This window comes from Aestuariivirga sp., from assembly GCF_047600585.1.
Taxonomy (GTDB): Bacteria; Pseudomonadota; Alphaproteobacteria; order Rhizobiales; family Aestuariivirgaceae; genus Aestuariivirga.
This window is the reverse complement of record NZ_JASGKP010000001.1, coordinates 1,011,110-1,037,224: the sequence shown is the minus strand read 5'-3', so window position 1 is coordinate 1,037,224 and position 26,115 is coordinate 1,011,110. Positions and strand designations below refer to the sequence as shown.

The window sequence follows — 26,115 nt, the reverse complement described above, 5'->3', positions numbered from 1 at the left end:
GTCAGATCCTGCCCTTCACGAGATCGCGCAGGGCGTCCACGATGCCTTCGGTCTGCGGCACCGCCGCCTTTTCCAGGATGGGGCTGTAGGGAATGGGGCTTTCGGCGCCGCCGAGACGCAGGATCGGCGCATCGAGATAGTCGAAGGCTTCGCTCTCGGCCACCAATGCGGAAATCTCTGCCCCGATGCCGAGCGTCTTCACGCCTTCGTAGACGCAGGCGAGGCGCGAGGTCTTCTTGACGCTCGCGATGATGGTTGCGCCATCGATGGGGCGGATGGTGCGGAGATCGATCACCTCGATGTCGATTCCCTCCTTGGCGAGGATTTCAGCCGCCTCAAGCGACTTGTGCACCATGATTGCCGCCGCCACGACGGTGGCGTGCTTGCCCTCGCGGCGGACAACCGCCTTGCCGATGGGCGTGCGATAGGGTTCGGCGGGCACATGGCCCTTCACCTTGTAGAGAAGCTTGTGTTCGAAGACGAGCACCGGATCGGGATCGTCGATCGCGGCGAGCAGCAGGCCCTTGGCATCTTCCGGTGTCGAGGCTTCCACGACCTTGAGGCCGGGCACATGGCCGAACCAGGCTTCCAGCGACTGCGAGTGCTGGGCCGCAGCACCGGTGCCGGAGCCGCAGGGCATGCGGAATACCACGGGAACGGAAACCTTGCCACCCAGCATGAAGCGCATCTTGGCGGCCTGGTTGACGATCTGCTCCATGGCGAGTGTCGCAAAGTCGGAGAACTGGAATTCATAGACGGGACGCGAGCCCGCAACTGCCGCGCCCACGGCAACGCCGGCGCCGCCGAGTTCCGCAATCGGCGTGTCGCGCACGCGGTCTTCGCCGAAGCGGTGGACGAGATCGCCCGTCACCTGGAATGCGCCGCCATAGACGCCGATGTCTTCACCCATCAGGAAGACGCGTTCATCCGCTTCCATGGCCTGGGCAAGCGCTTCCTGCACGGCGGCAGAGAAGCTGAGTTCACGAATGACGCTCATGCCTGAACTCCCATGGCAATATCGTCGGTGGTGGTGACGCCGCGCATCAGGCTGTCGGGCGTCGGGTTGGTGCCGCCGGTGGCGAAGGTGAAGCCGTCCTGCACTTCCTTCTCCACCGCTTCGCGGATCGCGTCGATTTCAGAACGCGAGGCGATGCCGTGGGCTTCGAGATCCTTCTCGAAGGCCGGGATCGGATCCTTGTTCTTCCACTCCTCGATTTCTTCCTTGGTGCGGTACCGGTTGCGGTCAGAGCGGGAGTGGCCCTTGGTGCGGTAAGTCTTGCATTCGATGAGGCTCGGACCCTCGCCGTTGCGGGCCCGTTCGATGGCGGCGGAGACCGCCTCGTTCACATCGGCGATGCTGTTGCCGTCAACGGTGACGCCCGGCATGTTGTAGGAGATGGCGCGGGTGGCCACGTCCTTGACGGCGGTGGACCGTGCCGTCGACACCGACATGCCGTACTGGTTGTTTTCGCAGACATAGACGACCGGCAGCTTCCACACCGCCGCCATGTTGAGCGCCTCGTGGAAAGCGCCTTCGTTCTGTGCGCCGTCACCGAAGAAGCAGACGGCCACGTCCTTGCCCTTGCGCTGCTTGATGGCGAGTGCTGCTCCCGTTGCAAGCGGCAGGCCGCCACCCACGATGCCGTTGGCGCCGAGGTTGCCGGTGGCCGGATCAGCGATGTGCATGGAGCCGCCGCGGCCGCGGCAATAGCCCTCTTCCTTGCCGAAGAATTCCGCGAACATGAACTTCACCTCGGCCCCCTTGCCGATGCAGTGGCCATGGCCGCGGTGGGTGGAGGTAATATAGTCGGCGTTGGAGAGATCCATGCAGGCGCCGACGGCGGTCGCCTCCTGGCCCACGGACAAGTGCATGGTGCCGTGGGTGAGGCCGCGCACGTAGCTTTCCTCCGCCATCTCTTCGAAGCGGCGGATCAGGTACATGCGGCGGAGCGCTTCCTTGAGCTGCTCGGCCGAGTGGTTGGCGTAGAAGGGCCGGGCGTTCTTGCCCGCAGCCGGTTTTCCAGAGGTTTTCGGTGCCATGTGTGCCCTTCGATTGCCTGGAGGAGGAGATGGGTGCTTATGTTCCTTTTTGCACTGCGGCGTCAATATGTATCATAATGTGCCCACGCGAACATCAGCCATGATTTTCGCGAATGGAAAGCGAAATGAAGCCTGTGCATATGTTGCAGCGCACAATTCGCACCCAAAACGAAAATTTCTTGCCACAAACGAAAGCAAGTGAAAGTATGCGGCCTTCCCACCCGAAGGCCACCCCATGCTCGCGCTCTCGCCCCGCCAACAGCAGATCCTGATCCTTGCCCGGCAATCGGGCACGGTGTCGGTCGATGATCTGGCGGGCCGCTTCGAGGTCACGCCGCAGACGATCCGCAAGGACCTGAACGAACTCTGCGACGGCCGCCTGCTCTCGCGCATCCATGGCGGCGCCATGCTGGCCTCGGGCGTCGAGAACATGGCCTATGAAGCCCGCCGCCAGATCGCCGCCGCCGAGAAGGACCTAATCGGCCGCCGCGCGGCAGCGCTCATCCCGAACAACTCATCGCTCTTCATCAACATCGGCACGACGACCGAGGAAGTGGCCCGCGCCCTCGTCCATCACGAAGGCCTGCTCGTCATCACCAACAACATCCACGTGGCCCAGACCCTCCTGCCCTCGCCCCACATCGAAGTGATCATCGTGGGCGGCACCATCCGCTCCAGCGACGGCGGCATCGTCGGCGAAAGCACCGTCGACACGATCCGCCAGTTCCGCGTGGACCACGCGGTGATGGGTGTCTCCGCCATCGACGAGGATGGCTCGCTCCTCGACTTCGACGTGCGCGAGGTGCGTGCCGCACAGGCCATCATGGCGAATTCGCGCAAGGTGATCCTTGTGGCCGACGCCACCAAGTTTACCCGCTCGGCGCCGGTCCGCATCGGCCACATCTCGCAGGTGGCGACCCTCGTCACCGACGCACCTCCGCCGCAACCCATCGCGGACATCTGCCGCGATAGCGGTGTTTCAATCGAACTCGTCAGCACTGAAAAATCCGAGGCATGACTTTCCCATGACGCAAGACAAGACCTACGACATCTTCATCATCGGCGGCGGCATCAACGGCTGCGGCATCGCGCGTGATGCTTCAGGGCGCGGCCTCAGCGTCTTCCTCGCCGAGCAGAACGACCTTGCCTCGGGCACATCATCGGCTTCGACCAAGCTCATCCACGGCGGCCTCCGCTACCTCGAACACTACGAGTTCCGCCTGGTGCGCGAGGCGCTGATCGAGCGCGAGGTATTGCTCAAGTCGGCGCCGCACATCATCTGGCCCCTGCGCTTCGTGCTGCCCCATCATGATGGCCTGCGCCCGCGCTTCCTGCTGCGCCTCGGCCTCTTCCTCTATGACCACCTCGGCGGCCGCAAGATCCTGCCGCCCACCCGCACCGTCGATCTCACCAGCGATGTCACGGGCCAGCCGCTCAAGAACGATTTCGTGGTGGGCTACGAATATTCCGACTGCTGGGTGGAAGACGCCCGCCTCGTGGCGCTCTCGGCCCGCGATGCGGCGAACCGCGGCGCTGTCATCCGCACCCGCACCAGGGTCACGGCGGCGCGGCGTGATGGCGGCCTGTGGAAGATCGACCTCGCCCGCGACGGCAAGACCGAGACGGTCACCGCCAAGGCGCTGGTGAATGCGGCCGGACCGTGGGTCAGCAATGTTCTGGGCGGCGTCATCGGTAAGAATGATCCGGACAAGATCCGCATGGTGAAGGGCAGCCACATCGTCGTCGACCGACTTTACGATCACGATCGCTGCTACATCTTCCAGAATGCCGATGGGCGCATCTGCTTTGCCATTCCCTACGAGCAGAACTTCACGCTCATCGGCACGACCGACAAGGATCACAAGGGCGATCCCGGCAAGCCGGAGATTTCCGAGGAAGAGACAGACTACCTCCTCAACGCCGTGAGCCAGTACTTCCGCATGCCGGTGACGCGCGAGCAGTTGCGCTGGGCCTATTCCGGCATCCGCCCGCTCTACGACGACGGCGCCTCGAAGGCGCAGGAAGCAACGCGTGATTACGTGCTGAAGCTCGACAAGCCGGAGGGTGCCGCCCCCGTACTCTCGATCTTCGGCGGCAAGATCACCACCGCGCGCAAGCTCGCCGAAGCGGCCCTTGCCGAGCTCAAACCCTTCTTCCCCAACATGACCGGCGAGTGGACGGCCAAGGCCTCACTTCCGGGCGGCGACTTCCCGTGGAACGAGGTGGAGTCACGCATCGCCAGCCTGCAGAAGGCCTATTCCTTCCTCAAGCCCGCCGTCATCCGCCGCCTCTTCCGCGCCTACGGGACAGACGCCGAGAAGATCCTCGAAGGCGCGCGCTTCGCCTCCGACCTTGGTGAAAGCTTCGGCCCGATCAGCGAGCGCGAGATCGCACACCTCCGCGAAAAGGAATGGGTCGAAACCGCCGATGACATTCTCTGGCGTCGCTCGAAGCTCGGCCTTCACATGAAGCCCGAAGAACAGCAGGCCCTCCGCGACTACATGGAGGGCGGAAAAGCCAAGCCGAAGGCCAAGGCCCGCACCAGGGAGACGTCATGAGCACGCATCTTCTCGCCATCGACCAGGGCACCACCTCGTCCCGCGCCATCGTCTTCGACCGCAAGCTGAAGCCCAAGGGCTCGGGCCAGCAGGAGTTCAAGCAGTACTTCCCCGCCTCGGGCTGGGTGGAACACGATCCGGAGGAAATCTGGAAATCGGTTGTCGCCACCACCAAGGCCGCCCTCTCCAAGGCCAAGGTGAAGGCCGCCGCCATCGCCGGCATCGGCATCACCAACCAGCGCGAGACCGTAGTGATCTGGGACCGCAAGACGGGCAAGGCCATCCACAAGGCCATCGTCTGGCAGGACCGCCGCACCGCCGACGTGTGCAAGGCGCTGAAGGATGCGGGCCGCGGGGCGGTGTTCACCGCCAAGACGGGCCTATTGCTCGATCCCTATTTCTCCGGCACCAAGGTCGCCTGGCTGCTCGACAACGTGAAGGGCGCGCGAGCACGTGCCGAAGCGGGCGAGCTTGCCTTCGGCACCATCGACACCTTCCTCATCTGGCGGCTCACAGGCGGCAAGGTGCATGCGACCGACGCCACCAATGCGTCCCGCACCCTGCTCTACAACATTCATTCCGGCGCATGGGATGACGAGCTTCTCGCCATCCTCAATGTGCCGCGTGCGATCCTGCCCGAGGTGAAAGACTGTGCCGCCGACTATGGCGTCACCGACAGGAAGCTCTTCGGTGCTGCAATCCCCATCTCTGGTGTGGCAGGCGACCAGCAGGCGGCGACCATCGGCCAGGCCTGCTTCGCGCCGGGCATGATGAAGTCCACCTATGGCACGGGCTGCTTCGCCCTCCTCAACACGGGTGACACGCCGGTGCCATCGAAGAACCGGCTGCTCACCACCGTCGCCTACCAGTTGAACGGCAAGCGCACCTACGCACTGGAAGGCGCCATCTTCATCGCAGGCGCTGCAGTGCAGTGGCTGCGTGATGGCCTCAAGATCATCAAGGCGGCGAAGGATACAGGCGCGCTCGCGAAATCCGCCGATCCGAAGCAGAGCGTTTATCTCGTGCCGGCCTTCGTCGGCCTCGGTGCGCCCTATTGGAATGCAGAGGCACGCGGCGCCGTCTTCGGTCTCACCCGCGGCACCACCAACAAGGAAATGGCGAAGGCCGCCCTCGAGGCCGTCTGCTACCAGACCCGCGATCTCCTCGAGGCGATGCAGAAGGATTGGGGTGCAGCCGGTGACACGGTGCTGCGCGTCGACGGCGGCATGACCGCGTCCGACTGGACGATGCAGACCCTCGCCGACATCCTCAATGCCCCGGTTGATCGCCCGAAGGTGCTGGAAACGACGGCCCTCGGTGCCGCCTATCTGGCAGGCCTGCAGGCAGGGTTGCTGCCCGCACCTGAAAAATTCGCCAGCCAGTGGTCGCGCGACAAGCGCTTCTCACCCAAGATGAAAGCCGACCAGCGTGAGGCGAAATATGCCGTCTGGAAAGACGCCATAAGGAAACTGCTCTCGTGACCTCACCTGAATTCCACGCCCTCCGGACCCTCTCGGCAAAGGTCGGGAGCGATCCCTCGCTCGTGCAGGCGGCGGGCGGCAACACCTCGATCAAGGCCGACGGCGTCATGTGGATCAAGGCGTCGGGCACTTGGCTGCGCGATGCGGCAGCGAAGGACATCTTCGTGCCGCTCGATCTCGCGCGCCTCACCGCGGCCCTCGCCGCCGATGACCCGGCGTGCGAATCCTGCACCGACTTCGTGCGCCAGGACATCAACCCGCTCGGCCTCCGCCCCTCCATCGAAACGTCGGTGCACGGGCTGATGCCGCAGAAGGCGGTGGTTCACGTCCATTGCGTCAACACCATCGCCCACGCCATCCGCAGCGATGCCGAACAGGTGCTGGGCGAGAAGCTGAAGGCCTTCAACTGGGCCTTCGTGCCCTATGCCCGCCCCGGCCTGATGCTCTCCCGCGCCATCCGCAAGGCATACCGGCCGGGTGTCGATGTGCTCGTGCTCGGCAACCATGGCCTTGCCGTTGCCGCCGAGACGGTGGCGGAGGCCGAGGCCCTGCTCCACCGCGTGGTGGCAGCGCTCGCCGGGCCGGTGCGCGACTTCGGCAAGCCCGATCTCGAAGCCCTGGCAAAAGCCGCCGCCGGCAGCGATTACCGCCTGCCCGAGGATCCCGCCTGCCATGCCCTCGCTCTCGACGACGACGTGCGGAAGGCCGTCAGCAACAATGTCTACTACCCGGACCACGTGGTCTTCCTTGGCACCGCGATCCCCGCGAGCCTCGCCTCGGGGGCAGCCGCCGTCGCCCTGCCCGGCCTCGGCGTGCTGGTGAACCGCAACGCCAAGCCTTCGGTCGAACCCATGCTGCGCTGTGCCGGCGACGTCTTTGCCCGTCTGCCCGCCCACGCCCCGCTCAAGGCATTGACGGCAACCGAAATCGACCAGCTGTTGAACTGGGATGCGGAGAAGTACCGCCAGACGATGAAGCAGGTCTGACGCGTGTCAGGCGGCCTTGCGCATCCTGAGGCCGCTCAGCAGGCCTGCGAACATGGCCGAGCTGGCCCGGCGCATGGCGGGCATCAGCGGCAGGGCCTCGCGGCGCACGCGCGCATAGGCGCCGGGGCCCAAGGCCGCTTCCAGCCATTCGATGTACTGCGGAAGATGGGCCCAGCGGTCGACAAGCGCGGGCGTCAGCTCGCCGTGGAACTGCGTGCCGGCCATGCAGTCGCCCAGCGTCATGATCTGGACCGGGCTCACCTCCGACGAGGCGAGGACGGTTGCCCCCTCGGGCAGCTTGCTCACTTCCGCATGGTGCCACTGCATCATGTGGATCTGGCGCGGCAGGCGGGCGATGACGGGGTGGTGGGACGTGATGTCGATGCGGCCGATGCCGACCTCGGCTTCACGGGCGAGCGAGACCTCGCCGCCGCAGGCCTCGGCCAGAAGCTGCAGGCCCAGGCAGACGCCGAAGAAGGGGCGGTTGCGCTCCATGGCCCATTCGCGGATCGCGGCCTTTTCAGCCACCAGCCAGGGATTGGCCTCGGTTTCCCACACGTCCATGGCACCGCCCATGACCAGAAGGAAGTCGTAGGGGGCAAGCGAGGGGATTTCCTCACCCCGGTGCAGCATCACCGTGTCGATGCTGGCGCCGCGCGCCTCCAGGAACTCGCCGAACAGGCCCGGTGGCTCGTCATCCATATGCTGAAAGCAGAGGGCGCGTGAGATCATCGCTGTCCAATCCTCGAAACAGAACGCGCTACATAGTGACCGCGAATCAGAATGCAATCGATTCTTTGGTCGCCAGCAGCATTTTCGGCAAAGACGTAAAGAAACCATGACGACCCGACCTGCCTCCGTCTTCCTCGCGCTCTTCCCCTTCGCGCTCGGCTACCTCATGTCCTACCTCCTGCGGGCGGTGAATGCCGTGGTGGCGCCCGACCTGGTGAAGGATTTCGGCCTCGGCCCGGCCGAGCTGGGCCTGCTCACCGCGGCCTATCTCCTCGCCTTCTGCGCCTTCCAGCTTCCCCTGGGCGTGTTGCTGGACCGCTTCGGCCCGCGCCGGGTGCAGAGCGTGCTGCTGCTCATCTCAGCCGCAGGCTGCGCCATTTTTGCCATCGCACCGGGCTTCACCGTGCTCTTTGCCGCCCGCGCCCTGATCGGCCTCGGCTTCTCCGCCGGGCTGATGGCGAGCTACAAGGCAAGCTCCCTCTGGGTGCCGCCGGAGCGCCGCTCGCTCGCCAATGCCGCCATCATGTCCATGGGGGCGCTGGGCCTCGTCGTCGCCACCGAGCCCACGGCGCTGCTGACAGCGGCGGTGGGCTGGCGTCACGTCTTCCTGATCTTTGCCGCCCTCATCGTTGCAGCCTCGCTCTTCATCTTCACCGCCGCGCCGGAGGCGAAGAGTGATGCACCCGTGGCCAGCTTCGGCCAGCAGTGGGGCGAACTCGTCAACATCATGAAGCTCCCGCTCTTCCGCCGCGTGGCGCCCCTCCTCGGCCTCACCGCAGGCATTCCCATCGCCTACCAGACCCTCTGGGCCGGACCCTGGTACCGCGACGTGATGGGCCTCGCGCCCTTCGATGTCGCCCGCCATCTCTTCTGGATGGCGGTGGCCTTCATGTTCGGTATCCTGCTCGTGGGCGTGGTCGCCGACCGGCTGCAACAGCGCGGCATCGGCCCGATGAAAACGCTCATGGGCCTGCTCGCTCTCCACACCTTGGCGCAAGCGGTGATTGTACTCCAGATACAGGCGCTCGCCTTTCCGGCCTGGCTTGTGCTCTCGGCCGTGGGGCAGTCGGCCATCCTCGCCTTTCCTTGGTTTGCGCGCCAAGTGGGCGAAAATCTTTCAGGCCGCGCAAACGCCACAATAAATTTCTCAATGTTCGTTGCGGCATTCGCCGTGCAATATGGCGTAGGCCTGATCATCGGACGCTTCGCGACGACCGGTGCGGGCTATGCAAGCAGCGCATACACGGTGTCCATGGGGATCTGTCTCGGCTTACAGTTGCTGGCCCTCATCTGGTATCTCTGGCCGCGAGAGGAACAGCATCCGCAATGAACAAGAATCCAGTGATCGCGCAGGTGACGCGCGGCGGCAAAGCCGAAAGCAGCCATCGCGGCGCCTATGCCGTGAGTGACGCAAGCGGCACGATCGTATCCGCAGCGGGCGATATCGACGCCGCCGTCTTCCCGCGCTCCGCCATCAAGGCCTTCCAGTGCCTGCCGCTGATCGAAAGCGGTGCCGCCGACCATTATGGCCTGGATGATGAAGAGATCGCGCTCTGCTGTTCTTCGCACAGTGGCGAGCCCGATCATCTGCGCGTGGCGGCCTCGATCCTGAAGAAGGCCGGGAACGACGAAGCGCTCTACGAGTGTGGCGCCCATTGGCCGCATGAACGGAAGGACATCGTGGCGCTCGCCCAATCGGGGGGAACACCGCGGGCGATCCATAACAACTGTTCGGGCAAGCATGCGGGCATGCTGGCGCTTGCCCGCCATCTCGGCACCAGCACCAACGGCTATGTGCGGGTCACCCATCCCGTTCAGGAAATGGTGGCGAAGACCCTGGGCGACTATTGCAGCGTCAACATCGCTTCAGCCCCGATGGGGATCGACGGATGCTCGGTGCCGACCTGGGCCTTCCCCCTGCGCCACATGGCGCTGGGTTTCGCCCGTCTCACCGATCCTGCAAACGCAGCGGCGCAACGGATCATCACGGCGGTGCGCAATCACCCCTTCATGATCTCCGGCAGCACCGGCTTCGACACCATCATCATGCAGAAGGTGCCGCGCCTCTTCATCAAGGTGGGCGCCGAGGGCGTCTACTGCGGCTGCATTCCTCACGCCGGACTTGGCTTCGCGCTCAAATGCGATGACGGCTCCACGCGGGGCGCCATCGCCGGCATTTGCGCCGTGCTCCTCAGCCTCGATGTCTGGACGGCGGAAGAACGCGCCTCCCTCGACAGCCACTGCCACACCACGCTGAAAAACTGGCGCGGTCTTGAAGTGGGCTCGGTCGAAGGCCTGCTCGCTCCGGCGAACGCCTAGCCTTTCGCCAGAAGCGCGAGCGTCTCGTCGAGCTTTGGCACCGAGGGTGCGGTTCCCCAACGCGTGACGGATATGCCGGCAACAGCCGCACCGAAACGGGCAGCGGCCTCCGGGCTTTCGCCTCGCGCGAGGGCCGCAGCGAAGCCGCCGTTGAAGGCATCGCCCGCGCCCGTCGTGTCGATCACCTTGCCCGCGCTGATCGCCGGGATGTGGACGGATGACGTCGCGGTGTGGAGCAAAGCTCCCTGCCCGCCCAGCGTGATGAGCGCCGTGCCCGCGCCCTTCTTCAACAGCACGTCGCCTGCCTTGCGGGCGGAGTCCACGTCGGTCACGGTCACACCGGTGATCCCCGTGGCTTCGCTTTCGTTCGGCGTCACGTAGTCACAGAGCTTGAAGATCGCATCATCGAGGGGTGCCGCGGGTGCCGTGTTGAGGATGGTGATGGTGCCCGCCGCCCTGGCAATTTCGAGCGCGCGGACCGCCGCCGGAACGGGCTGTTCGAGCTGCGTCATGAACACCTTGGCGTCACGGATGGCGTCGGCATTCTTTTCCACATCGGCAACGCCGATCGTGCCCGCTGCCCCCGGCACCACGATGATGGCGTTGGCCCCCGTGCCGTTCTGCACGAAGATGTAGGCGGCACCGGTGGAGTTGTCGGCCACCTGTTCGATCCGCGTGGTCACACCCTCGCGCGCATACATGGCGAGTGCGGCGGCACCGAAGTCGTCCTTGCCGAGCTTGCTGATGAAGGTGACCTTCGCGCCCGAACGGGCCGTGGCCACCGTCTGGTTCGAGCCCTTGCCGCCTGGCCCCATGACGAAGGCGGAGCCCATGATGGTCTCGCCCATCACCGGCTGGCGGTCAGCCCGGAAGGCGAGATCGGCCACATAGATGCCGAGGATGCAGACACCGGATTTCGCCATGGTCATGCGCCCGGCAGCTTGGCGTTGGGATCGATCACGCCCATCTTGAAGAGGAAGCAGCCGTAGAAGCGGCGCTCGCGCGACTGCACCACGCAGTAGGATTTCTTGGCCTGCTCATAGAAGGCGAAACGCTCGATCGATCCCAGCGGAAAGGGCTTGCCCTCGGCGCGGTCGATTTCCTTCTGCACCTCCTGCTGCACCGGCGGGATCTCATTGGGCGCGCCCACCATTTCCATGCGCATGGCCGGCACATCCACAAAGGTGTCGAGCGGGAAGAGCGAGAGAATGGCGCGGGTGGCGCGCGCGGCATCGGCATCGATCCGCAGCAGCTTGCCATAGGTCGTCTGGCGCGCCACGGCATCCGCCGGGAAATTCGTATCGCACAGGATCAGGTCGTTGCCATGGCCCATGGACGCCAGCGCATGCAGCACGTCGGCATTGAGAAGCGGATCGATTGATTTGAGCATTTTATCCTCCCTTTACGGAAGGTTGCCCAAAGCGCAGGCATTTCGCAACAGGTCAAATGTCTTTGACGAGGCGGAGTGCATCATAGATCGCCGCATGGGTATTCCGCGCCGCAACAGCATCGCCAATGCGGAAGAGCATGTAGCGGCCCGCCGGGTTCGTGGCGGTCTTTTGCGGCTTCCCCGCAATGAGTGCCGCGTAGTCCACCTCGCCCAGATTGCGCGAGTGCGGCTTCAGCGCGAAGTAAAGCTCGTCCAGTGGCCGCGTTCCGTGATTGACCACGATCTGGTCGAAGCTGCGCTCCTTCCGCACGCCGCCATAGTCGCTGCCGATCACCGCCTTGAGAAGATTGCCGTCCTTCACCACGCTCTCCAGCCGGAAGGTGACGGTGAAGGTGACGTCGTGCTTCTGCAGCGCGCGCATGTAGGGCACGAGATTCATGCCCATCACATCCGGCGCAAAGGAGCGGTCGGGCGTCATGATCTCGACCTTCGATCCGGCCTGCGTGATCACCTCCGCCGCCATCAGGGCGGGATGATCGCCGGCGTCGTCGTAGAGCAGCACGTTGCTGCCGGGCTTCACGTCGCCCGTGAGGATGTCCCAGGAGGACACGACAAGATCGTTCCCCTCTTTCAGCACCTCGGTGTGCGGCAGACCGCCCGTGGCGATGATCACCACGTCGGGTGAAAGCGATTCGATATCAGAGGCTTCAGCGTAGGTGTTGAATCGGAATATCACGCCCAGCCGCTGGCACTGCGCCATGCGCCAGTCGATGATGCCGATCATCTCGGAACGCCGCTTCGACTTGGCGGTGAGCCGCACCTGCCCGCCCGCTTCCGCCGCCGCTTCGAACACGGTCACCTCATGTCCGCGTTCCCCCGCAACGCGCGCCGCTTCAAGGCCCGCGGGCCCCGCACCCACGATCACCACACGCTTCTTCTCACCCGCCGCCGGAATGTCGTGTGGCATGGTGGTCTCGCGGCCCGTGGCCGGGTTGTGGATGCAGTAGGCGTCGCCACCCTGGTAGATGCGGTCGAGACAATAGGTGGCCCCGACACAGGGGCGGATGTCGTCCTCGCGCTTGGCGATGATCTTCCGCACGATGTTGGGATCAGTCATGTGGGCGCGGGTCATGCCCACCAGGTCGACCTTGCCGGAGGCGATGGCGTGGCGTGCCGTCGCCACATCGGGAATGCGGGCGGCGTGGAAGGTGGGGAAGCGCGTCTCGGCCCGGATCTCGCCGGCAAAGTCGAGATGCGGCGCAGACGGCATGCCCTGCACCGGGATCACGTCGGTGAGTGCCGCATCGGTGTCGATATGTCCGCGGATGATGTTGAGGAAGTCGACAAGGCCCGAGGTCTTGAGGCGGCGCGAGATTTCGAGACCGTCCGCCTTGGTGATGCCGTTCTCCATCACTTCATCGGCGGTGTAGCGCACGCCGACGATGAACTCAGTACCCACGCGCTTGCGGATTTCGCGCAGCGTGTCGAAGAGGAAGCGCAGGCGGCTATCGATCGACTGCGGACCATAAGGTCCGTCGAGTTCGTTCGTCGCGGGCGAAATGAACTGGTCGAGCAGATGGCCGTAGCATTCGAGCTCGATGCCATCCATGCCGGCCGCCTTCATGCGCTCGGCGGCGTCACCGAAATCCTTGATGATACGGGCGATGTCCCAGTCCTCGATCACCTTGGGGAAGGCGCGGTGCGAGGCTTCGCGGTTGTGCGAGGGGCTGACCACGGGAAGCCAGTCACCCTTCGACCAGCCGGTACGGCGGCCGAGATGGGTGAGTTGGATCATGATGGCCGCACCGTGCTCGTGCACCTCGTCGGTCATCTTCTTCAGCCAGCCCACCACCTCGTCCTTGTAGGCGAGCACGTTGTTGAAGACGGGCGGCGAGTCGCGCGAGACGGCGGCCGAGCCTGCCGTCATCGTCATGGCGATGCCGCCCTTGGCACGGGCCACGTGATAGGCGCGGTACTTGTCCTTGGGCATCCCCTCCTCCGGATAGGCCGGTTCATGGGAGGTGACGATGATGCGGTTGCGGAGCGTGAGATGCTTGAGCGTGTAGGGCTGGAGCAGCGGATCGGAACTGGAGACAAGCATAGCCATGGCAACAGCTTGTCCGGTTTCGCCGCCGCCCTCAAGATGCCGGGCAGCCGAAATTTCCTCAACCGCTCAGCGCGAATTTCTCACGCAAGTCCTCAGTCGCGGATGCGCAGGCCGGTGGCCGTGTCGAAGAGATAGATGCGGTCCGGATCGAAGTTGAGCGACACGGGCGTATCAATGGCCTGGCGGAAGTTGCGGTCGGCGCGCGCGATCACCAGCTTGCCCGCGAGGTCAACCGCAAGCAGCGTCTGGTCGCCGGTGGGTTCGATCGAATAGACCTTGGAGTTCAGGTGGCCACTGCCGGTCTTCACCACGCTCACGTCTTCCGGGCGGATGCCGATTGTCACGTTGGCGCGGTTGCCCTTGCCGACCTTCGGCACCTTCACGTCGGAGCCGACAAAGGCGCCGTTCTCGATATTGCCCTTGATCAGGTTCATCGGCGTGGATCCGATGAAGCCCGCCACGAAGACGTTGGCCGGATCGTTGTAGACTTCATCCGGCGTGCCGAGCTGCTGGATGCGGCCCTTGTCCATGATGGCCACGCGGTCGGCGAGTGTCATGGCCTCGATCTGGTCGTGGGTCACGTAGATGGTGGTGGTCTGCAGGCGCTTCTGGATGTGCTTGAGCTGGGCCCGCATGGTGAGGCGGAGCTTGGCATCGAGGTTCGAGAGCGGTTCGTCCATGAGGAAGACGCGGGGGTGGCGCACGATGGCGCGAGCAAGGGCCGCGCGCTGGCGCTGGCCGCCCGAAAGAGCCTTTGGCTTGCGGTCGAGATAATCGCCGAGTTCCACCATGGCGGCAGCTTCGCGCACCATCTTCTCCTGCTGGTCGTTCGGCACATTGCGCATGCGGAGCGGGAAGCGGATGTTCTCGTAGATCGACATGTTGGGGTAGAGCGCGTAGCTCTGGAACACCATGGCCACGTCACGGTCGCGGGCATCGACATCGTTGACGCGCTCCCCGTCGATGAGGATGTCGCCACCGGTCGGGTCTTCGAGACCTGCGACCATGCGCATGGTGGTGGTTTTTCCACAGCCCGACGGACCGAGGAACACGATGAATTCCTTGTCCTTGATTTCGAGGTCGATCCCGTCAACGCCGACGACGCTGCCCCAGGCCTTGGTGACCTTCTTCAGGCTGATGGATGCCATTTCATTCCTCCCAGGCGCAATTCGTGATCAGTTTCTTGCTCTTGAGCAGCGCCTGCCAACCTCCTAACAATCCTCGGGCAGGATCGAAAAGATGACAAGCGGACGGCCGCCGCTGAGATCCTTTATAGCACATATTGACAGTTGTGAATTCAAAAGTATCTTAATCCAACATTTTTCAGGATCGGAACCTCGGCCATGACAGCACAAACTTTGAGCATCACCGGAAATCTTCCGGCAGACATGGCCGCCCGCCTCGATGCGCTGGGCCGCCCCATTCGCGTCGGCCTCATCGGTTCGGGCGAGATGGGCACCGACATTGTCACCCAATGCGACCGGATGAAAGGCATCACCGTTGCCGCCATCGCCGAGGTCCGCCCCGGTGCGGCCGCCAAGGCGCTGCAGATCGCCGGCCGTGGCGCGGACAGCCATCGCGACGTTACCACCCAATCGGCATTCGACGCAGCGCTTGAAGGCGGCAAGACCGCACTCACCGACAATCCGCAGCTTGTCTGCTCGAGCCCGCACATCGATGTGGTGATCGACGCCACCGGACGCCCGGGCGTGGGCGCCGAGATCGGTCTCACCGCCATGGAACACGGCAAGCACCTCGTGATGATGAACGTGGAAGCCGACGTCACCATCGGCGCCTACCTGATGAACGAGGCAAAGCGCCTCGGCGTCGTCTACACACTGGGTGCGGGCGACGAGCCCTCCTCCTGCATGGAGCTCATCCATTTCGTGCAGAGCCTCGGCTATCCCATCATCGCCGCCGGCAAGGGCAAGAACAATCCGCTCAACATCAGGGCCACGCCGGATGAATACATGGCGGAAGCCAAGGCGCGGAACATGAACGCCCGCATGCTCGTCGAATTCGTCGACGGCTCCAAGACCATGGTGGAAATGGCGGCGATCTCCAATGCCACCGGCCTCGTGCCCGACAAGCCCGGCATGCACGGCCCCGCCGCCACGCTCGATGTTCTCGCTGAAACCCTCTGCCCCAAGGAAGACGGTGGCGTGCTGTCGCGGTCGGGCGTCGTCGACTATTCGATCGGCAAGGGCGTTGCGCCGGGCGTCTTCGTCATCACCAAGGCCCCGCATCCGCGCATTCACGAGCGCCTTTCCGACCTGAAGATGGGCAAGGGCCCCTACTTCAAGTTCATCCGCCCCTATCACCTGACGAGCCTCGAAGTGCCGCTCTCCTGCGCCCGCGCCGTGCTCTACAAGTCGGCCGACATGGTGCCGCTGCCGGTGCCCACCTCGGAAGTCTGCGCCGTGGCGAAGAAGGATCTCGTGCCCGGCGACAAGCTCGATGCCATCGGCGAATACACCTATCGCGCCTGGATCATGGAGCGGAAGGAAGCAGCAGCAGCCAAGGCCCTTCCCTGCGGCCTGCTCGAAGGCGGCAAGGTGACGAAGCCGATCAAGCTCGGTGAACTGCTGACGACCGACAACTGCGCCGTCGACACCGGCTCCAAGATTTTCGAACTGCGCCAGCGCCAGGACAAGATGCTGAAGAGCATGGGCGCCTGAGGCAACGAGAGACGAATAAAAATTCTGACAGGCCCCGGTCTTTCCACCTCTTGACCGGGGCCTTTCTTCTTGCAGACTGAGATGTGAAAAAACCGGATGCGAACCGGATCGGGAGGATCACTCATGCCGCGCTACGACTACTCATCCATGGGCTTCTACACCTATGATTGCCTGGGCTGGCCCTTCACCGAAGTGCCCCCGGGCGGCGGCACGGTGTTCATCGATGAACTGACGCTTGCCGTCTCCGGTGCGGCCGGCACCGCCACCATCGCCGCCGCCAAGATGGGCCTGAAGACACTTGCCGTGGGCGGCGTCGGCGAAGACATGATGGGCGACTGGGTGCTGGAACGCCTCAAGAGCTTCGGCGTCGATGTTTCGGCCATGCAGCGCAAGCCCGGCTGGAAGACCTCGTCTTCCATCGTGCTCACCCGCGCCGACGGTTCGCGCCCTGCCCTGCACATGGCGGGCGCCACCAAGGACTTTTTCGTCGACGAGAGCATGTTCGATCACGTGACCGACGCCAAGGTCTTCCACGTGGGCGGCGTCGGCCTGACCCAGGCCATGGACAAGGGCCAGAACGCCAAGGTGATGAAGGCGGCGAAGGACCGCGGCGCCATCACCACGGTGGACGTGTTTGCGGGCTCGCCCAAGGACCTGCCGGCGATCGCCAGCGTTCTTCCGTATACGGATTATTTCATGCCCTCGATCGAGGAGGCCCAGGCCCTGACCGGCCTCCGGGACCACGGTGACACCGCCAAGTACTTCCTCGACATGGGCGTGAAGGCCTGCGTGCTCACCCTGGGCGGCGACGGTGCATATTATCACGACCGCGACGGCGTGAAGTTCCGCGTGCCCGCCTTCGACATCGTGGTGAAGTGCACCTGCGGCTGCGGTGATGCCTTCAACGCCGGCTATGCCGTGGGCCTCGTCAAGGATTTCGATCCGGAGATGCGCGTGCGATTCGCCCAGGCCACCTCCGCCCTCAATGCCATGGGGCTCGGCTCACAGGCAGGCGTGGTTAATTTCGACCACACGCTTAACTTCATGAAAACACAGAAAACACGCGGCTGATTACGTCAGGCTGACTGACTCTTCTGACACCTTGCGAAGCAGCAAAAGTCACCACACATTAACTTGTGCGGGACGAGGATTGTCCTGCTCAGACAGCAAAGGAGTCGCATATGTCGAGATCAAAGCGTCGCACGCCGATCATTCCTGTTGCCAACATCGAATCCGAGAAGACGGAAAAGCGCCTTGCGCACCAGCGTGAACGGAAGTGGCTGCACGATCATCTCAATCCCCGAACGGCGAGCATGGAGGATTTCGACATCAAGATGTTCCATCTTCACCCGCACAGCGGACGCGACAGCTTCTCGAAAGGCGGGCGCGAATTCCTCGGCCACCGCGCGCTCTACGACGATCCGCGCAGCATGACGAAATAGTCTGAAACAGGATTGAAAAAGAGAAAGCCGCGAAGGGATGACCTTCGCGGCTTTTTCAATTCCGGTAGCGGATGAATTAAGTGGTCGGGGCCGAGGGGCCACGGCCAACGCCCGGACGGCGCGGCTTTTCGATCTTCTTCGGCGCGGGCAGAAGGCCTTCGCGCTGCAGCTTCTTGCGGGCCAGCTTGCGCGCGCGGCGCACGGCTTCGGCCTGTTCGCGGGCCTTCTTCACCGACGGCTTTTCATAAGCGTCACGGAGCTTCATCTCGCGGAAGATGCCTTCACGCTGCATCTTCTTCTTGAGAACCTTCAGGGCCTGATCAACATTGTTGTCACGAACGACGACTTGCAAGCGGATACCTCAAATTTCGAAATGGTTGTAAACAAAGGGGGCCTTGAGGGCCCCAGAAGTGGCGGCGGTCTAGCATAACCCCACCCCCCTGTCGAGGGGGTGTTGAAAGGCCTCAGGCCCGGGGTTTCATGCGGTTTACATGCCCCATTTTCCGGCCCGGGCGGGCCTCCGTCTTGCCGTAGTGGTGGAGCGCCAGCCGGGGTTCCCGGACGAGCTCCTGCCAGGCATGGATCTCGTCGCCCAGGAGATTCGTCATGACCACGTCGGAGTGGCGGGCGGTGTCCCCCAGGGGCCAGCCCGCAACCGCCCGGATATGCTGCTGGAATTGCGACACCGTGCAAGCGTCCTGGGTCCAGTGGCCGGAGTTGTGCACCCGGGGGGCGATCTCGTTCACGTAGATCGCGTCCTTCCCCAGGAAGAATTCGACCCCCATCACGCCCACATAGTCCAGCCGCTCGAGGAAGCGCCGGGCAATGCCCACGGCCTCCGCGGCAAGCGCCGGCGAGACCTGTGCGGGCACCGTGGAGGTGTGGAGGATGTGGTTGCGGTGGACGTTCTCGGTCACGTCAAAGGCGGCGAAGGTGCCATCCACCCCGCGGGCGGCGATCACCGAGACCTCGCGCTCGAAGTTCACGAAGCTCTCGAGGATGGAAGCGCTGCCCTTCATCGCGGACCAGGCGGCGGGCACATCGGCAGGCGTCATAATCTTCGCCTGTCCCTTGCCATCGTAGCCGAGGCGGGTGGTCTTGAGGATCGCCGGAAGGCCGATCTGCGCCACCGCCGCTTCCAGATCGGCGAGCGAGTTCACGGCTGCGAATTCCGCAGTCCGCGCGCCCAACTCACGCGCCAGCGACTTTTCGTTGAGGCGGTCCTGCGCCACCTCCAGCGCCTTGGCGCCGGGGCGCACGGGCACGCGCGGCTCCAGGAAGCGCACGGCCTCCACCGGCACGTTCTCGAATTCGTAGGTCACCACGTCGACGACTGCTGCTAAGCGAGCCAGCGCCGCCTCGTCGCGATAGCCGGCCACGGTATGGGCCGCAGAGACATGGAAGGCGGGCGAATCCGCCTCGGGGGCGTAGATGTGGCACTTGAGGCCAAGCTGCCCGGCGGCCAGCGCCAGCATGCGGCCCAATTGGCCGCCGCCCATGATGCCGATCACGGAACCTGGGGGTAAGGCCTTCGCCGTCATTCAGGCATCGTCCTTGGGGGCGTGGGCCACGGCAGCGCTCTGCTTGGCACGGAAGGCCTCGAGCCGGGTGGCAAGTGCTGCGTCGGTGAGTGCGAGGATCGAGGCCGCGAGGATGGCCGCATTGGTGGCGCCCGCCTTGCCGATCGCCAGCGTACCCACCGGAATGCCGGCCGGCATCTGCACGATGGAGAGGAGCGAGTCCTGCCCCGAGAGCGCCTTGGATTCGACCGGCACGCCCAGCACCGGCAGCGGCGTGAGCGAGGCCGTCATGCCCGGCAGGTGGGCGGCCCCGCCAGCGCCGGCAATGATCACCTTGAAGCCCTCAGCCTTGGCGCCCCGGGCAAACTCGTAGAGCCGCTCCGGCGTGCGGTGGGCCGAGACGATACGGTCGTCATGGGCAACGCCAAGGGCGTCGAGCGTTTCGGCGGCATGTTTCATCGTGGCCCAGTCGGACTGGCTGCCCATGATGATGGCGACGGGAGCGGTCACTGCGGGGTCCTTACGCGATGATGTCGGGAATGAGTTTGTTTTCGACCATGATGATCTGGTCCTTGAGGGCAAGCTTCTTCTTTTTCAAGCGCCGAAGCTGCAATTGGTCAACGTCGCCAGAGGCTTCAAGGGCCAGGATGGCCGCATCCAGGTCGCGATGCTCCTGCTCCAGAAGCCGCAATTTCGTTCTGAGTTGGACCTGTTCCAGGGCATCCATGTAGGTGCTTCACTCCCGCCGTTTTATTTCACTATGCCCTCCCTGCGTGTTCGACAAGCCCCCCGTTCTGTGACATAGTTCTGGTGAGCCCATCGAGGCTCTCGACGGGTCTGCTTTCTGATACTGGAGGCGTTACATGAACCCCACTTCTTCCCTCAGCGATTTGATTGAGCAACATCATGCTCTTGAAGCCGAACTGGCCGAAGCGATGGCGCATCCCGCCTCGTCCGACGCCGAGATCGCCGCGATCAAGCGCAAGAAGTTGAAGCTGAAGGACGAGATCGAAGCGCGGAAGGCCGGAACTCCGAAGGCCGCCTGAGCCGCGGTCCATTCGGGGGCAGGCTGAAGCAGTGACGCGGAACTCTGTGAATTCCGCGCCAGTACGGTATGTTTGCGTCGCATGTCATCGCTTTTCCGAGCGGCTTTTGCCTACGCCGCCCTGACCTTTGCCGCGGGCTTCGTCCTCGGCACCTTGCGGACATTTCTCATCGCGCCCCTTGCCGGACCGGTTCTCGCCGTTGCGATCGAACTGCCGCTGATGCTCGCGCTCTCATGGATCGCCTGCCGCTTCACGCTCCGGCGGATTCCGGTTGAGACCGCGGCCCCGCCCCGCCTCGCGATGGGCGCGGTTGCGCTGCTGATCCTGCTTCTGCTCGAAGCCCTGCTCTCGCTGACCTTGGGCGGCCTCACGCTGGCGCAACACGTCGCGCTCTATGCGACCACGCCCGTGCTGCTCGGGCTCGCGGGACAGGTAATCTTCGCCCTCTTCCCGCTCGCCCAAATCCGACGCGAGAGTTAGCGTGCGAACTGCTTGTACTTGATGCGCTTGGGCATCACCGAGTCCTCGCCGAGGCGGCGGATCTTGTCGGCCTCATAGTCCTGGAAGTTGCCTTCGAACCATTCCACGTGGCTGTCGCCTTCGAAGGCGAGGATGTGGGTGGCAAGGCGGTCGAGGAACATGCGGTCGTGGCTGATGATCACGGCGCAGCCCGCGAAATCTTCCAGCGCTTCTTCAAGAGCCGCAAGCGTTTCGGTGTCGAGGTCGTTGGTGGGCTCGTCGAGCAGCAGCACGTTGGCGCCCGACTTCAGCATCTTCGCGAGGTGCACGCGGTTGCGCTGCCCGCCCGAGAGCGTGCCCACCTTCTGCTGCTGGTCACCACCCTTGAAGTTGAAGGCCCCCACATAGGCACGCGAGTTCACGTCGCGCTTGCCGAGCGTGATCACGTCGTTGCCGCCGGAGATTTCCTCCCACACGGTCTTGTTCGGATCGAGCGCATCGCGGCTCTGGTCGACATAGCCGAGGTTGACGGACTCGCCCACGCGGATCGTGCCCGAATCCGGCTTCTCCTGCCCGGTGATCATGCGGAAGAGCGTGGTCTTGCCCGCTCCGTTCGGCCCGATGATGCCGACGATGCCGCCGGGCGGCAGCTTGAAGGTGAGGTTCTCGATCAGCAGGCGGTCACCATAGGCCTTGTTGAGGTTCTCCACATCGATCACCGTGCTGCCGAGGCGTTCGCCCGGCGGAATGACGATCTGCGCCGAAGTCGACTTGGTGCGCTCCTCGTTGATCTTGAGGAGTTCGTCATAGGCCTTGATGCGGGCCTTGCTCTTGGCCTGGCGGGCCTGGGGCGACTTGCCCATCCATTCGGATTCACGCTCCAGCACCTTCTGGCGCGCGGCGTCCTCGCGGGCTTCCTGAGCGAAGCGCTTGGCCTTCTGGGTGAGGTAGGCCGAGTAGTTGCCCTCGTAGGGAATGCCGCGGCCGCGGTCGAGTTCGAGGATCCAGCCCGTCACGTTGTCGAGGAAGTAGCGGTCGTGGGTGACGATCAGGATGGCGCCCGGATATTCGCGCAGGTGATGTTCGAGCCAGTTCACCGACTCGGCATCGAGATGGTTGGTGGGTTCGTCGAGGAGAAGCAGGTCGGGCTTTGACAGAAGGAGGCGCGTCAGGGCCACACGGCGGCGCTCGCCGCCCGAGAGCTTGGTGACATCGGCGTCTGACGGCGGGCAGCGCAGCGCGTCCATCGCTTGCTCCACCTGCAAGTCCAGGTCCCACAGGTTCTGGGCGTCGATCACGTCCTGCAGCTTCGCGGCCTTGTCGGCGTTTTCGTCGTTGTAGTCCATCATCAGGGAGTTGTACTCGTCGAGGATCGCCTTCTTCGCGGCCACACCCTCCATGACGTTCTCGAACACGCTCTTCGTCGGATCGAGCTGCGGCTCCTGCTCGAGGTAACCGCAGCGTGCGCCGTCGGCGAGCCACGCCTCGCCGTTCCACTCCTTGTCGATCCCCGCCATGATGCGGAGCAGCGTCGACTTGCCCGAGCCGTTGGGGCCCAGCACGCCGATCTTGGCGTCCGGGTAGAAGGACAGGTGAATGTTGTCGAGGACCTTCTTGCCGCCCGCGTAGGACTTCGAAAGGCCCTGCATGTGATAGATGAACTGACGCGCCATAAGCCGCAAATCCTTGCAAAATGAGGTGATTTGCGCGGGGTTTAGAGGGCTTTGGCGGGCCTGTAAACTAGTGAACTGTGGGGCCCGGATTCTTCTCCCGGTCGAGCTTCTTCTGGTAACGCCCCTGCAGGATGTCGACCAGCACGAGGGCGCCCACCACGAAGTAGAAGGTGGACTTCTCGATCGGCGTCACATCGTAGCCGAAGAAGGCGAGATGGGCGATGTGGCCGCCCTCCGCCGTCAGCATCACGCCCACCAGCAGCAGGATGAAAAGGCCCAGCACCTCATAGAGGCGGTTCTTCTGCAGGAAGCGGGCAACGTGGTCCGCAAGCAGCACCATCATGGCGCCCGAGAGCACGATCGCCGTCGACATGACGATGAAGTTCTTGGTGAGGGCCACGGCCGAAAGAACCGTGTCAAACGAGAAGACGATGTTCATCACCAGGATCCAGAAGAGCGCCGAGCCCACGCTGCGGTGCTTGGGGCCATCGTCGCTGTGCTCGAGATCGTCGGTCGAGAGCATGTGGCGGATTTCCTTGAGCGCCGTGTTGATGAGGAACAACCCGCCCGCCAGCACGATGAGGCTGTGGCCGTTGAAATCGCCATGCAGGAACGGCAGGTCGATCTTGAACCAGCTCGTCTGGAACATCTGGATGAGAAGGAGCACGACGAAGAGGAGAACGATGCGGAGGAGGATCGCAAGCAGCGTGCCGAGGCGGCGGACGCGCGCCTGCTGCGCGGGCGCCACGCGCTTGGACTCGATCGAGATGTAGAGAAGGTTGTCGAAGCCCAGCACTGTTTCCAGCGCCGTCAGGATGATGAGCGTGGTCAAGGCGCCAAAGGTGAAGAGCTCGGCAAATTCCCGCGACAGTTCTGAAAACATCTGAGTCCCCTGTTCCGAAAGAGGAATTAGCCGTTTCCGCGGCGGAGCGAAAGCCAGACGATGAAGAGCGCCACGGCGAAGGGAATGCCGCCCACGATCAGCACGGTGGTGAGGTCGATGTACTGGGCGCCGCGCATCGTGTCAGGCAGGAAGACGAGCGCGCAACCGCCTGCAAAAAGGGCAACCAATCCGAAAAAGGCAGCTATCACCAGCCGCCATGTGGCCAGCCGCGTCTTGCCCGCCTTGGCCCGGTCCTGCTCCCGGCGCTGCAGAAAGTAGAACAGGATGCCGCCGCAGACGAGCAGACCCAGAATGAAGACGCCGATCATGCCCCCTGCCCCATCTTGTTGCCGTAGTAGATGCTGAGAGCGCCCTTGAGCCCGATCAGTGCCGCCGCGAGGATGAAGATCGGCATGTCGGCCTGTCCGACGTTCAACCCCCCGATCAGCGAACCCAGGGCAATGAGCAGGTCAACCACACCGAGGATGTAGAAGGCCGGCCGCCACTTGGTCTTCCAGCCAAACAGCGCGCCGAGGATGAAGACGTTGAGAAGCGCAATCGCCGCCGGGATCAGCGGCAGCGGCATGGCCTGCACGGTCAGCACCGCGCAGCCGCCCATGAAGAGCACGACGGCGCCGCAGAGAATGGCGAGGACATACTTCATGCGAGGCCCTTTCCGGCCGCTTTCGAGAGCGCCATGCGCTTGCGGGCGACTTCGTCGCGATAGAAGAGATTGTAGGTGTCGAAGGGAATGATCTGTCCCGCCGGCGTCACGAAATGCACGCAGGAGCGCTTCACGCGGCTGATGCAGAAATTGTGCGGGTCGAGGAATTCCACGATGGCGATGCGGAAGATGTTCTCGTAGCCCATGCCTTCCGGCACCGGCACCTGTGGCAGGCAGCAGAGCAGCGCATCGAGCCGTTCGGGATTGTTGCACTCCACCGTGGCGAGCGAGAAGAAGTTCAGGATCTCCTTGTGCAGCTCCGGATACTTTTCAAAGGTGATGGCATTGGGCAGCGCCTCCACCAGCATGTCCTTCGGGAAGTACGAGGTGATGGGCGCGATCTTGTCGCCGTTCCGCAGCGCATAGCCGATGGCGATACTTTCGGGATTGCACGGCAGCGGAATGATGTCGCCCGCAGTGAAGGGCGTCCCCGCCGCGATGATGGCCTTGCGTATGTCGGAAAGGACGAAGCGGTCCCGCGCCGGATCGAAGCCCTCGTTGCGGCCCGCATCCTGCACCGGCTGGAAGGTGATGCCGCGCACGCACTTCCATTGCAGTGCATGGCGGATGATCTCGCCCAGTTCGTCGTCGTTCTGGCCGCGCTTCACCACGACCACAAGCGTGGTCGAAATATTATAATTTTCAAGCATTTGCAGGGCTTCCCTGCGAATGCGGGTGAGGTCGGCGCCGCGCAGGTTCTTGAGCACCGACGGCCGCAGCGAGTCAAACTGCAGATAGACCTCGAAGCCCGGCTTGAAGGCGGCGAGCTGGCGCACGAAGTCTTCGTCCTGGGCAATGCGGATGCCGTTCGTATTGAGCATCACATGGCGGATGGGCCGGCGTTTCGCCGCCTCGAGGATCTCGATGATCTGCGGATGGATGGTGGGCTCGCCGCCCGAGAGCTGCAGGAGATCGGCCTCGCCCTCGCTCGCCACCAGCGCGTCCATCATGCGCTCGATCTCGGCGAGCGGGCGGTGCGTGGTGCGGGCTGTCGAACTGTCGGCAAAGCAGACAGGGCATGTCAGGTTGCAGGCCTCGTTCACGTCGATGAGGCCGAGGCAGGAATGCTGCTCGTGATCGGGGCAAAGCCCGCAGTCATAGGGGCAGCCCTCTTCCGTGCGGGTCTGGAACTGCAGCGGCCGGTCGCCCGGCTTGATGTAGTCCTGCATCAGCTTGAAATAGGGAATGTCGGTGGAGACCAGCGCCTTCGAGACGCCGTGCGTCTTGCAGCGCTTCAGGTAATAGACGTTGCCCTCGTCCATGACGATCTTGGCCGGCACCAGCGCCAGGCACTCCGGGCAGAGCGATGTCGTCTGACCGTGGAAGATATAGTGCGATTGCTTACGAAGCGGCCCGTCCATCTGATCCCCACGCCATCCAGGCAGCGTAGGCAACAAGCGCAGCGCAGACAAGATGGAACAGGTTGAAGGGCCCCAGCACCGCGCCATAGGGCTTCAGGAACTCCCAGAGGAAGCGCTGCCCGGCATAGACCAGCACCAGCGCATAGAAACCGTTCCGCATGAACCAGGGCTGGCGGCGGCCGATCAGCACCAGCGCCACGGCGAGGAACAGTCCCATGGTGATGCTCTCGTAAAGCTGCACGGGATGGCGCGGAATTCCGTCACCCATGTCCACGCCCCAGGGCAGACCTGTGGGAGTGCCGTGGGTCTCGTCCGCAAGTCCAGCGAAGAAGCAGCCCCAGCGCCCGACAAAGACTGTGGTGGCGAATGCGGGCACGAAGATCAGACCGGTGGAGCCCGTGATGCCGCGCCAGTGCTTGAAGAGTTCGATTGCGAGAATGGCGCCTACCAGCGCGCCCACGATGCTGCGCGCCACCATGGGCGTTCCCGAGAGCACCATGTTGAGGGAGCCGAGGCCATAGCCGCCGGCCGCGGCACCGAGCAGCAGCGCCGCAACGTATCCCGCCCCGCCCGCATCAATGCGCTTCGCTGCATCCGCAAGCCGCCAGCGATAGCAGAACGCCGTCACCGAAAGGGAGGCGACGGCGGCCAGCATGTCGAAGAGCGTGTGAATCACCATGGCCCATCATGGCAGATGGGCCCTGCCCCGGTCATCC

General features: G+C 63.9%; 28 protein-coding genes. 11 read left to right on the top strand and 17 right to left on the bottom strand.

From position 1 onward, the window contains the following. Position 1 precedes the first annotated feature (1 nt). Both QM801_RS04900 and QM801_RS04895 read right to left on the bottom strand, forming a co-directional pair. Entirely contained in the window at positions 2-997 is a 996-nt protein-coding gene (locus QM801_RS04900) for an alpha-ketoacid dehydrogenase subunit beta (RefSeq protein ID WP_415018094.1), read from the bottom strand. Further along, on the bottom strand, positions 994-2,040 hold the full coding sequence (locus tag QM801_RS04895; RefSeq protein WP_415018093.1) for a thiamine pyrophosphate-dependent dehydrogenase E1 component subunit alpha: 1,047 nt from the start codon (positions 2,038-2,040) through the stop codon (positions 994-996). Before QM801_RS04895 ends, QM801_RS04900 begins: the two co-directional genes overlap by 4 nt. 235 nt (positions 2,041-2,275) lie before the next feature. Between QM801_RS04895 and QM801_RS04890 the strand changes: the two genes are divergently transcribed. The 4 genes from QM801_RS04890 to QM801_RS04875 are packed head-to-tail and all read left to right on the top strand — an operon-like array spanning position 2,276 to position 7,065. Next, positions 2,276-3,058 (top strand): DeoR/GlpR family DNA-binding transcription regulator, encoded by a 783-nt coding sequence (locus tag QM801_RS04890; RefSeq protein WP_415018092.1) that lies wholly within the window; start codon positions 2,276-2,278, stop codon positions 3,056-3,058. Between the two features lie 7 nt (positions 3,059-3,065). Beyond that, positions 3,066-4,598 carry a glycerol-3-phosphate dehydrogenase gene (glpD, locus tag QM801_RS04885; protein ID WP_415018091.1) on the top strand — a complete coding sequence of 511 codons (1,533 nt, stop codon included), beginning with the start codon at positions 3,066-3,068 and terminating at the stop codon, positions 4,596-4,598. Then, positions 4,595-6,079, top strand: coding sequence for a glycerol kinase GlpK (gene glpK, locus QM801_RS04880; RefSeq protein ID WP_415018090.1), 1,485 nt, complete (start codon positions 4,595-4,597; stop codon positions 6,077-6,079). The genes glpD and glpK overlap by 4 nt, the downstream gene beginning before the upstream one ends. Further along, complete coding sequence (locus tag QM801_RS04875; protein WP_415018089.1) at positions 6,076-7,065, top strand: class II aldolase/adducin family protein; 990 nt, start codon at positions 6,076-6,078, stop codon at positions 7,063-7,065. The genes glpK and QM801_RS04875 overlap by 4 nt, the downstream gene beginning before the upstream one ends. Before the next feature lie 6 nt (positions 7,066-7,071). On the opposite strand, the gene QM801_RS04870 is transcribed toward QM801_RS04875, so the two are convergent. Then, complete coding sequence (locus QM801_RS04870) at positions 7,072-7,797, bottom strand: type 1 glutamine amidotransferase (RefSeq protein ID WP_415018088.1); 726 nt, start codon at positions 7,795-7,797, stop codon at positions 7,072-7,074. 106 nt (positions 7,798-7,903) lie between these two features. Here QM801_RS04870 and QM801_RS04865 point away from each other — a divergent pair, with 106 nt between their 5' ends. Then, on the top strand, positions 7,904-9,127 hold the full coding sequence (locus QM801_RS04865) for an MFS transporter (RefSeq protein ID WP_415018087.1): 1,224 nt from the start codon (positions 7,904-7,906) through the stop codon (positions 9,125-9,127). Beyond that, positions 9,124-10,116, top strand: coding sequence for an asparaginase (locus tag QM801_RS04860; RefSeq protein ID WP_415018086.1), 993 nt, complete (start codon positions 9,124-9,126; stop codon positions 10,114-10,116). The genes QM801_RS04865 and QM801_RS04860 overlap by 4 nt, the downstream gene beginning before the upstream one ends. On the opposite strand, the gene QM801_RS04855 is transcribed toward QM801_RS04860, so the two are convergent. The 4 genes from QM801_RS04855 to QM801_RS04840 all read right to left on the bottom strand — a co-directional run bounded on the left by QM801_RS04855 (position 10,113) and on the right by QM801_RS04840 (position 14,761). Further along, positions 10,113-11,039 carry a ribokinase gene (locus QM801_RS04855; RefSeq protein ID WP_415018085.1) on the bottom strand — a complete coding sequence of 309 codons (927 nt, stop codon included), beginning with the start codon at positions 11,037-11,039 and terminating at the stop codon, positions 10,113-10,115. The genes QM801_RS04860 and QM801_RS04855 overlap by 4 nt on opposite strands. 2 nt (positions 11,040-11,041) lie before the next feature. Beyond that, on the bottom strand, positions 11,042-11,506 hold the full coding sequence (locus QM801_RS04850; protein WP_415018084.1) for an RbsD/FucU family protein: 465 nt from the start codon (positions 11,504-11,506) through the stop codon (positions 11,042-11,044). 52 nt (positions 11,507-11,558) lie between these two features. Continuing rightward, positions 11,559-13,607, bottom strand: a complete 2,049-nt coding sequence (locus tag QM801_RS04845; protein WP_415020892.1) for an FAD-dependent oxidoreductase — start codon at positions 13,605-13,607, stop codon at positions 11,559-11,561. Positions 13,608-13,705: 98 nt separating this feature from the next. Beyond that, a complete protein-coding gene (locus QM801_RS04840) occupies positions 13,706-14,761 on the bottom strand; it encodes an ABC transporter ATP-binding protein (protein WP_415018083.1) in 1,056 nt (351 codons plus the stop codon). A 195-nt stretch (positions 14,762-14,956) separates the two neighbouring features. On the opposite strand from QM801_RS04840, the gene QM801_RS04835 reads away from it, so the two are divergent. The 3 genes from QM801_RS04835 (at position 14,957) to QM801_RS04825 (ending at position 17,733) form a co-directional block, all read left to right on the top strand. After that, positions 14,957-16,291: an NAD(P)H-dependent oxidoreductase gene (locus QM801_RS04835; RefSeq protein WP_415018082.1), complete on the top strand. Its 1,335-nt coding sequence runs from the start codon at positions 14,957-14,959 to the stop codon at positions 16,289-16,291. A gap of 123 nt (positions 16,292-16,414) precedes the next feature. Beyond that, positions 16,415-17,362: a carbohydrate kinase family protein gene (locus QM801_RS04830; protein WP_415018081.1), complete on the top strand. Its 948-nt coding sequence runs from the start codon at positions 16,415-16,417 to the stop codon at positions 17,360-17,362. 110 nt (positions 17,363-17,472) lie between these two features. Beyond that, positions 17,473-17,733 carry a hypothetical protein gene (locus tag QM801_RS04825; protein WP_415018080.1) on the top strand — a complete coding sequence of 87 codons (261 nt, stop codon included), beginning with the start codon at positions 17,473-17,475 and terminating at the stop codon, positions 17,731-17,733. Between the two features lie 76 nt (positions 17,734-17,809). Here QM801_RS04825 and rpsU read toward each other — a convergent pair whose 3' ends face one another. From rpsU to QM801_RS04805, 4 genes are all read right to left on the bottom strand, one after another. Further along, on the bottom strand, positions 17,810-18,085 hold the full coding sequence (gene rpsU / locus QM801_RS04820; protein WP_415018079.1) for a 30S ribosomal protein S21: 276 nt from the start codon (positions 18,083-18,085) through the stop codon (positions 17,810-17,812). 112 nt (positions 18,086-18,197) lie between these two features. Further along, a complete protein-coding gene (locus tag QM801_RS04815) occupies positions 18,198-19,274 on the bottom strand; it encodes a 5-(carboxyamino)imidazole ribonucleotide synthase (RefSeq protein ID WP_415018078.1) in 1,077 nt (358 codons plus the stop codon). Further along, complete coding sequence (gene purE, locus QM801_RS04810) at positions 19,275-19,739, bottom strand: 5-(carboxyamino)imidazole ribonucleotide mutase (protein ID WP_415020891.1); 465 nt, start codon at positions 19,737-19,739, stop codon at positions 19,275-19,277. A gap of 34 nt (positions 19,740-19,773) precedes the next feature. Beyond that, entirely contained in the window at positions 19,774-19,980 is a 207-nt protein-coding gene (locus QM801_RS04805; protein WP_415018077.1) for a YdcH family protein, read from the bottom strand. Between the two features lie 136 nt (positions 19,981-20,116). Here QM801_RS04805 and QM801_RS04800 point away from each other — a divergent pair, with 136 nt between their 5' ends. Beyond that, positions 20,117-20,299: a YdcH family protein gene (locus QM801_RS04800; protein ID WP_415018076.1), complete on the top strand. Its 183-nt coding sequence runs from the start codon at positions 20,117-20,119 to the stop codon at positions 20,297-20,299. An 81-nt stretch (positions 20,300-20,380) separates the two neighbouring features. Beyond that, on the top strand, positions 20,381-20,779 hold the full coding sequence (locus QM801_RS04795) for a hypothetical protein (RefSeq protein ID WP_415018075.1): 399 nt from the start codon (positions 20,381-20,383) through the stop codon (positions 20,777-20,779). On the opposite strand, the gene ettA is transcribed toward QM801_RS04795, so the two are convergent. The 6 genes from ettA to QM801_RS04765 form a co-directional block, all read right to left on the bottom strand. After that, positions 20,776-22,431 (bottom strand): energy-dependent translational throttle protein EttA, encoded by a 1,656-nt coding sequence (gene ettA, locus QM801_RS04790; protein WP_415018074.1) that lies wholly within the window; start codon positions 22,429-22,431, stop codon positions 20,776-20,778. The genes QM801_RS04795 and ettA overlap by 4 nt on opposite strands. Positions 22,432-22,498: 67 nt before the next feature. Beyond that, positions 22,499-23,314 carry a TerC family protein gene (locus QM801_RS04785; protein ID WP_415018073.1) on the bottom strand — a complete coding sequence of 272 codons (816 nt, stop codon included), beginning with the start codon at positions 23,312-23,314 and terminating at the stop codon, positions 22,499-22,501. A 26-nt stretch (positions 23,315-23,340) separates the two neighbouring features. After that, the gene (locus QM801_RS04780) at positions 23,341-23,643 is read right to left on the bottom strand and encodes a hypothetical protein (protein ID WP_415018072.1); all 303 of its coding nucleotides are present in this window, start codon (positions 23,641-23,643) and stop codon (positions 23,341-23,343) included. Continuing rightward, entirely contained in the window at positions 23,640-23,978 is a 339-nt protein-coding gene (locus QM801_RS04775) for a hypothetical protein (protein WP_415018071.1), read from the bottom strand. Before QM801_RS04775 ends, QM801_RS04780 begins: the two co-directional genes overlap by 4 nt. Beyond that, complete coding sequence (locus tag QM801_RS04770; protein WP_415018070.1) at positions 23,975-25,399, bottom strand: radical SAM protein; 1,425 nt, start codon at positions 25,397-25,399, stop codon at positions 23,975-23,977. Before QM801_RS04770 ends, QM801_RS04775 begins: the two co-directional genes overlap by 4 nt. Next, a complete protein-coding gene (locus tag QM801_RS04765; RefSeq protein ID WP_415018069.1) occupies positions 25,380-26,078 on the bottom strand; it encodes a prolipoprotein diacylglyceryl transferase in 699 nt (232 codons plus the stop codon). Before QM801_RS04765 ends, QM801_RS04770 begins: the two co-directional genes overlap by 20 nt. Between the last annotated feature and the right edge of the window lie 37 nt (positions 26,079-26,115).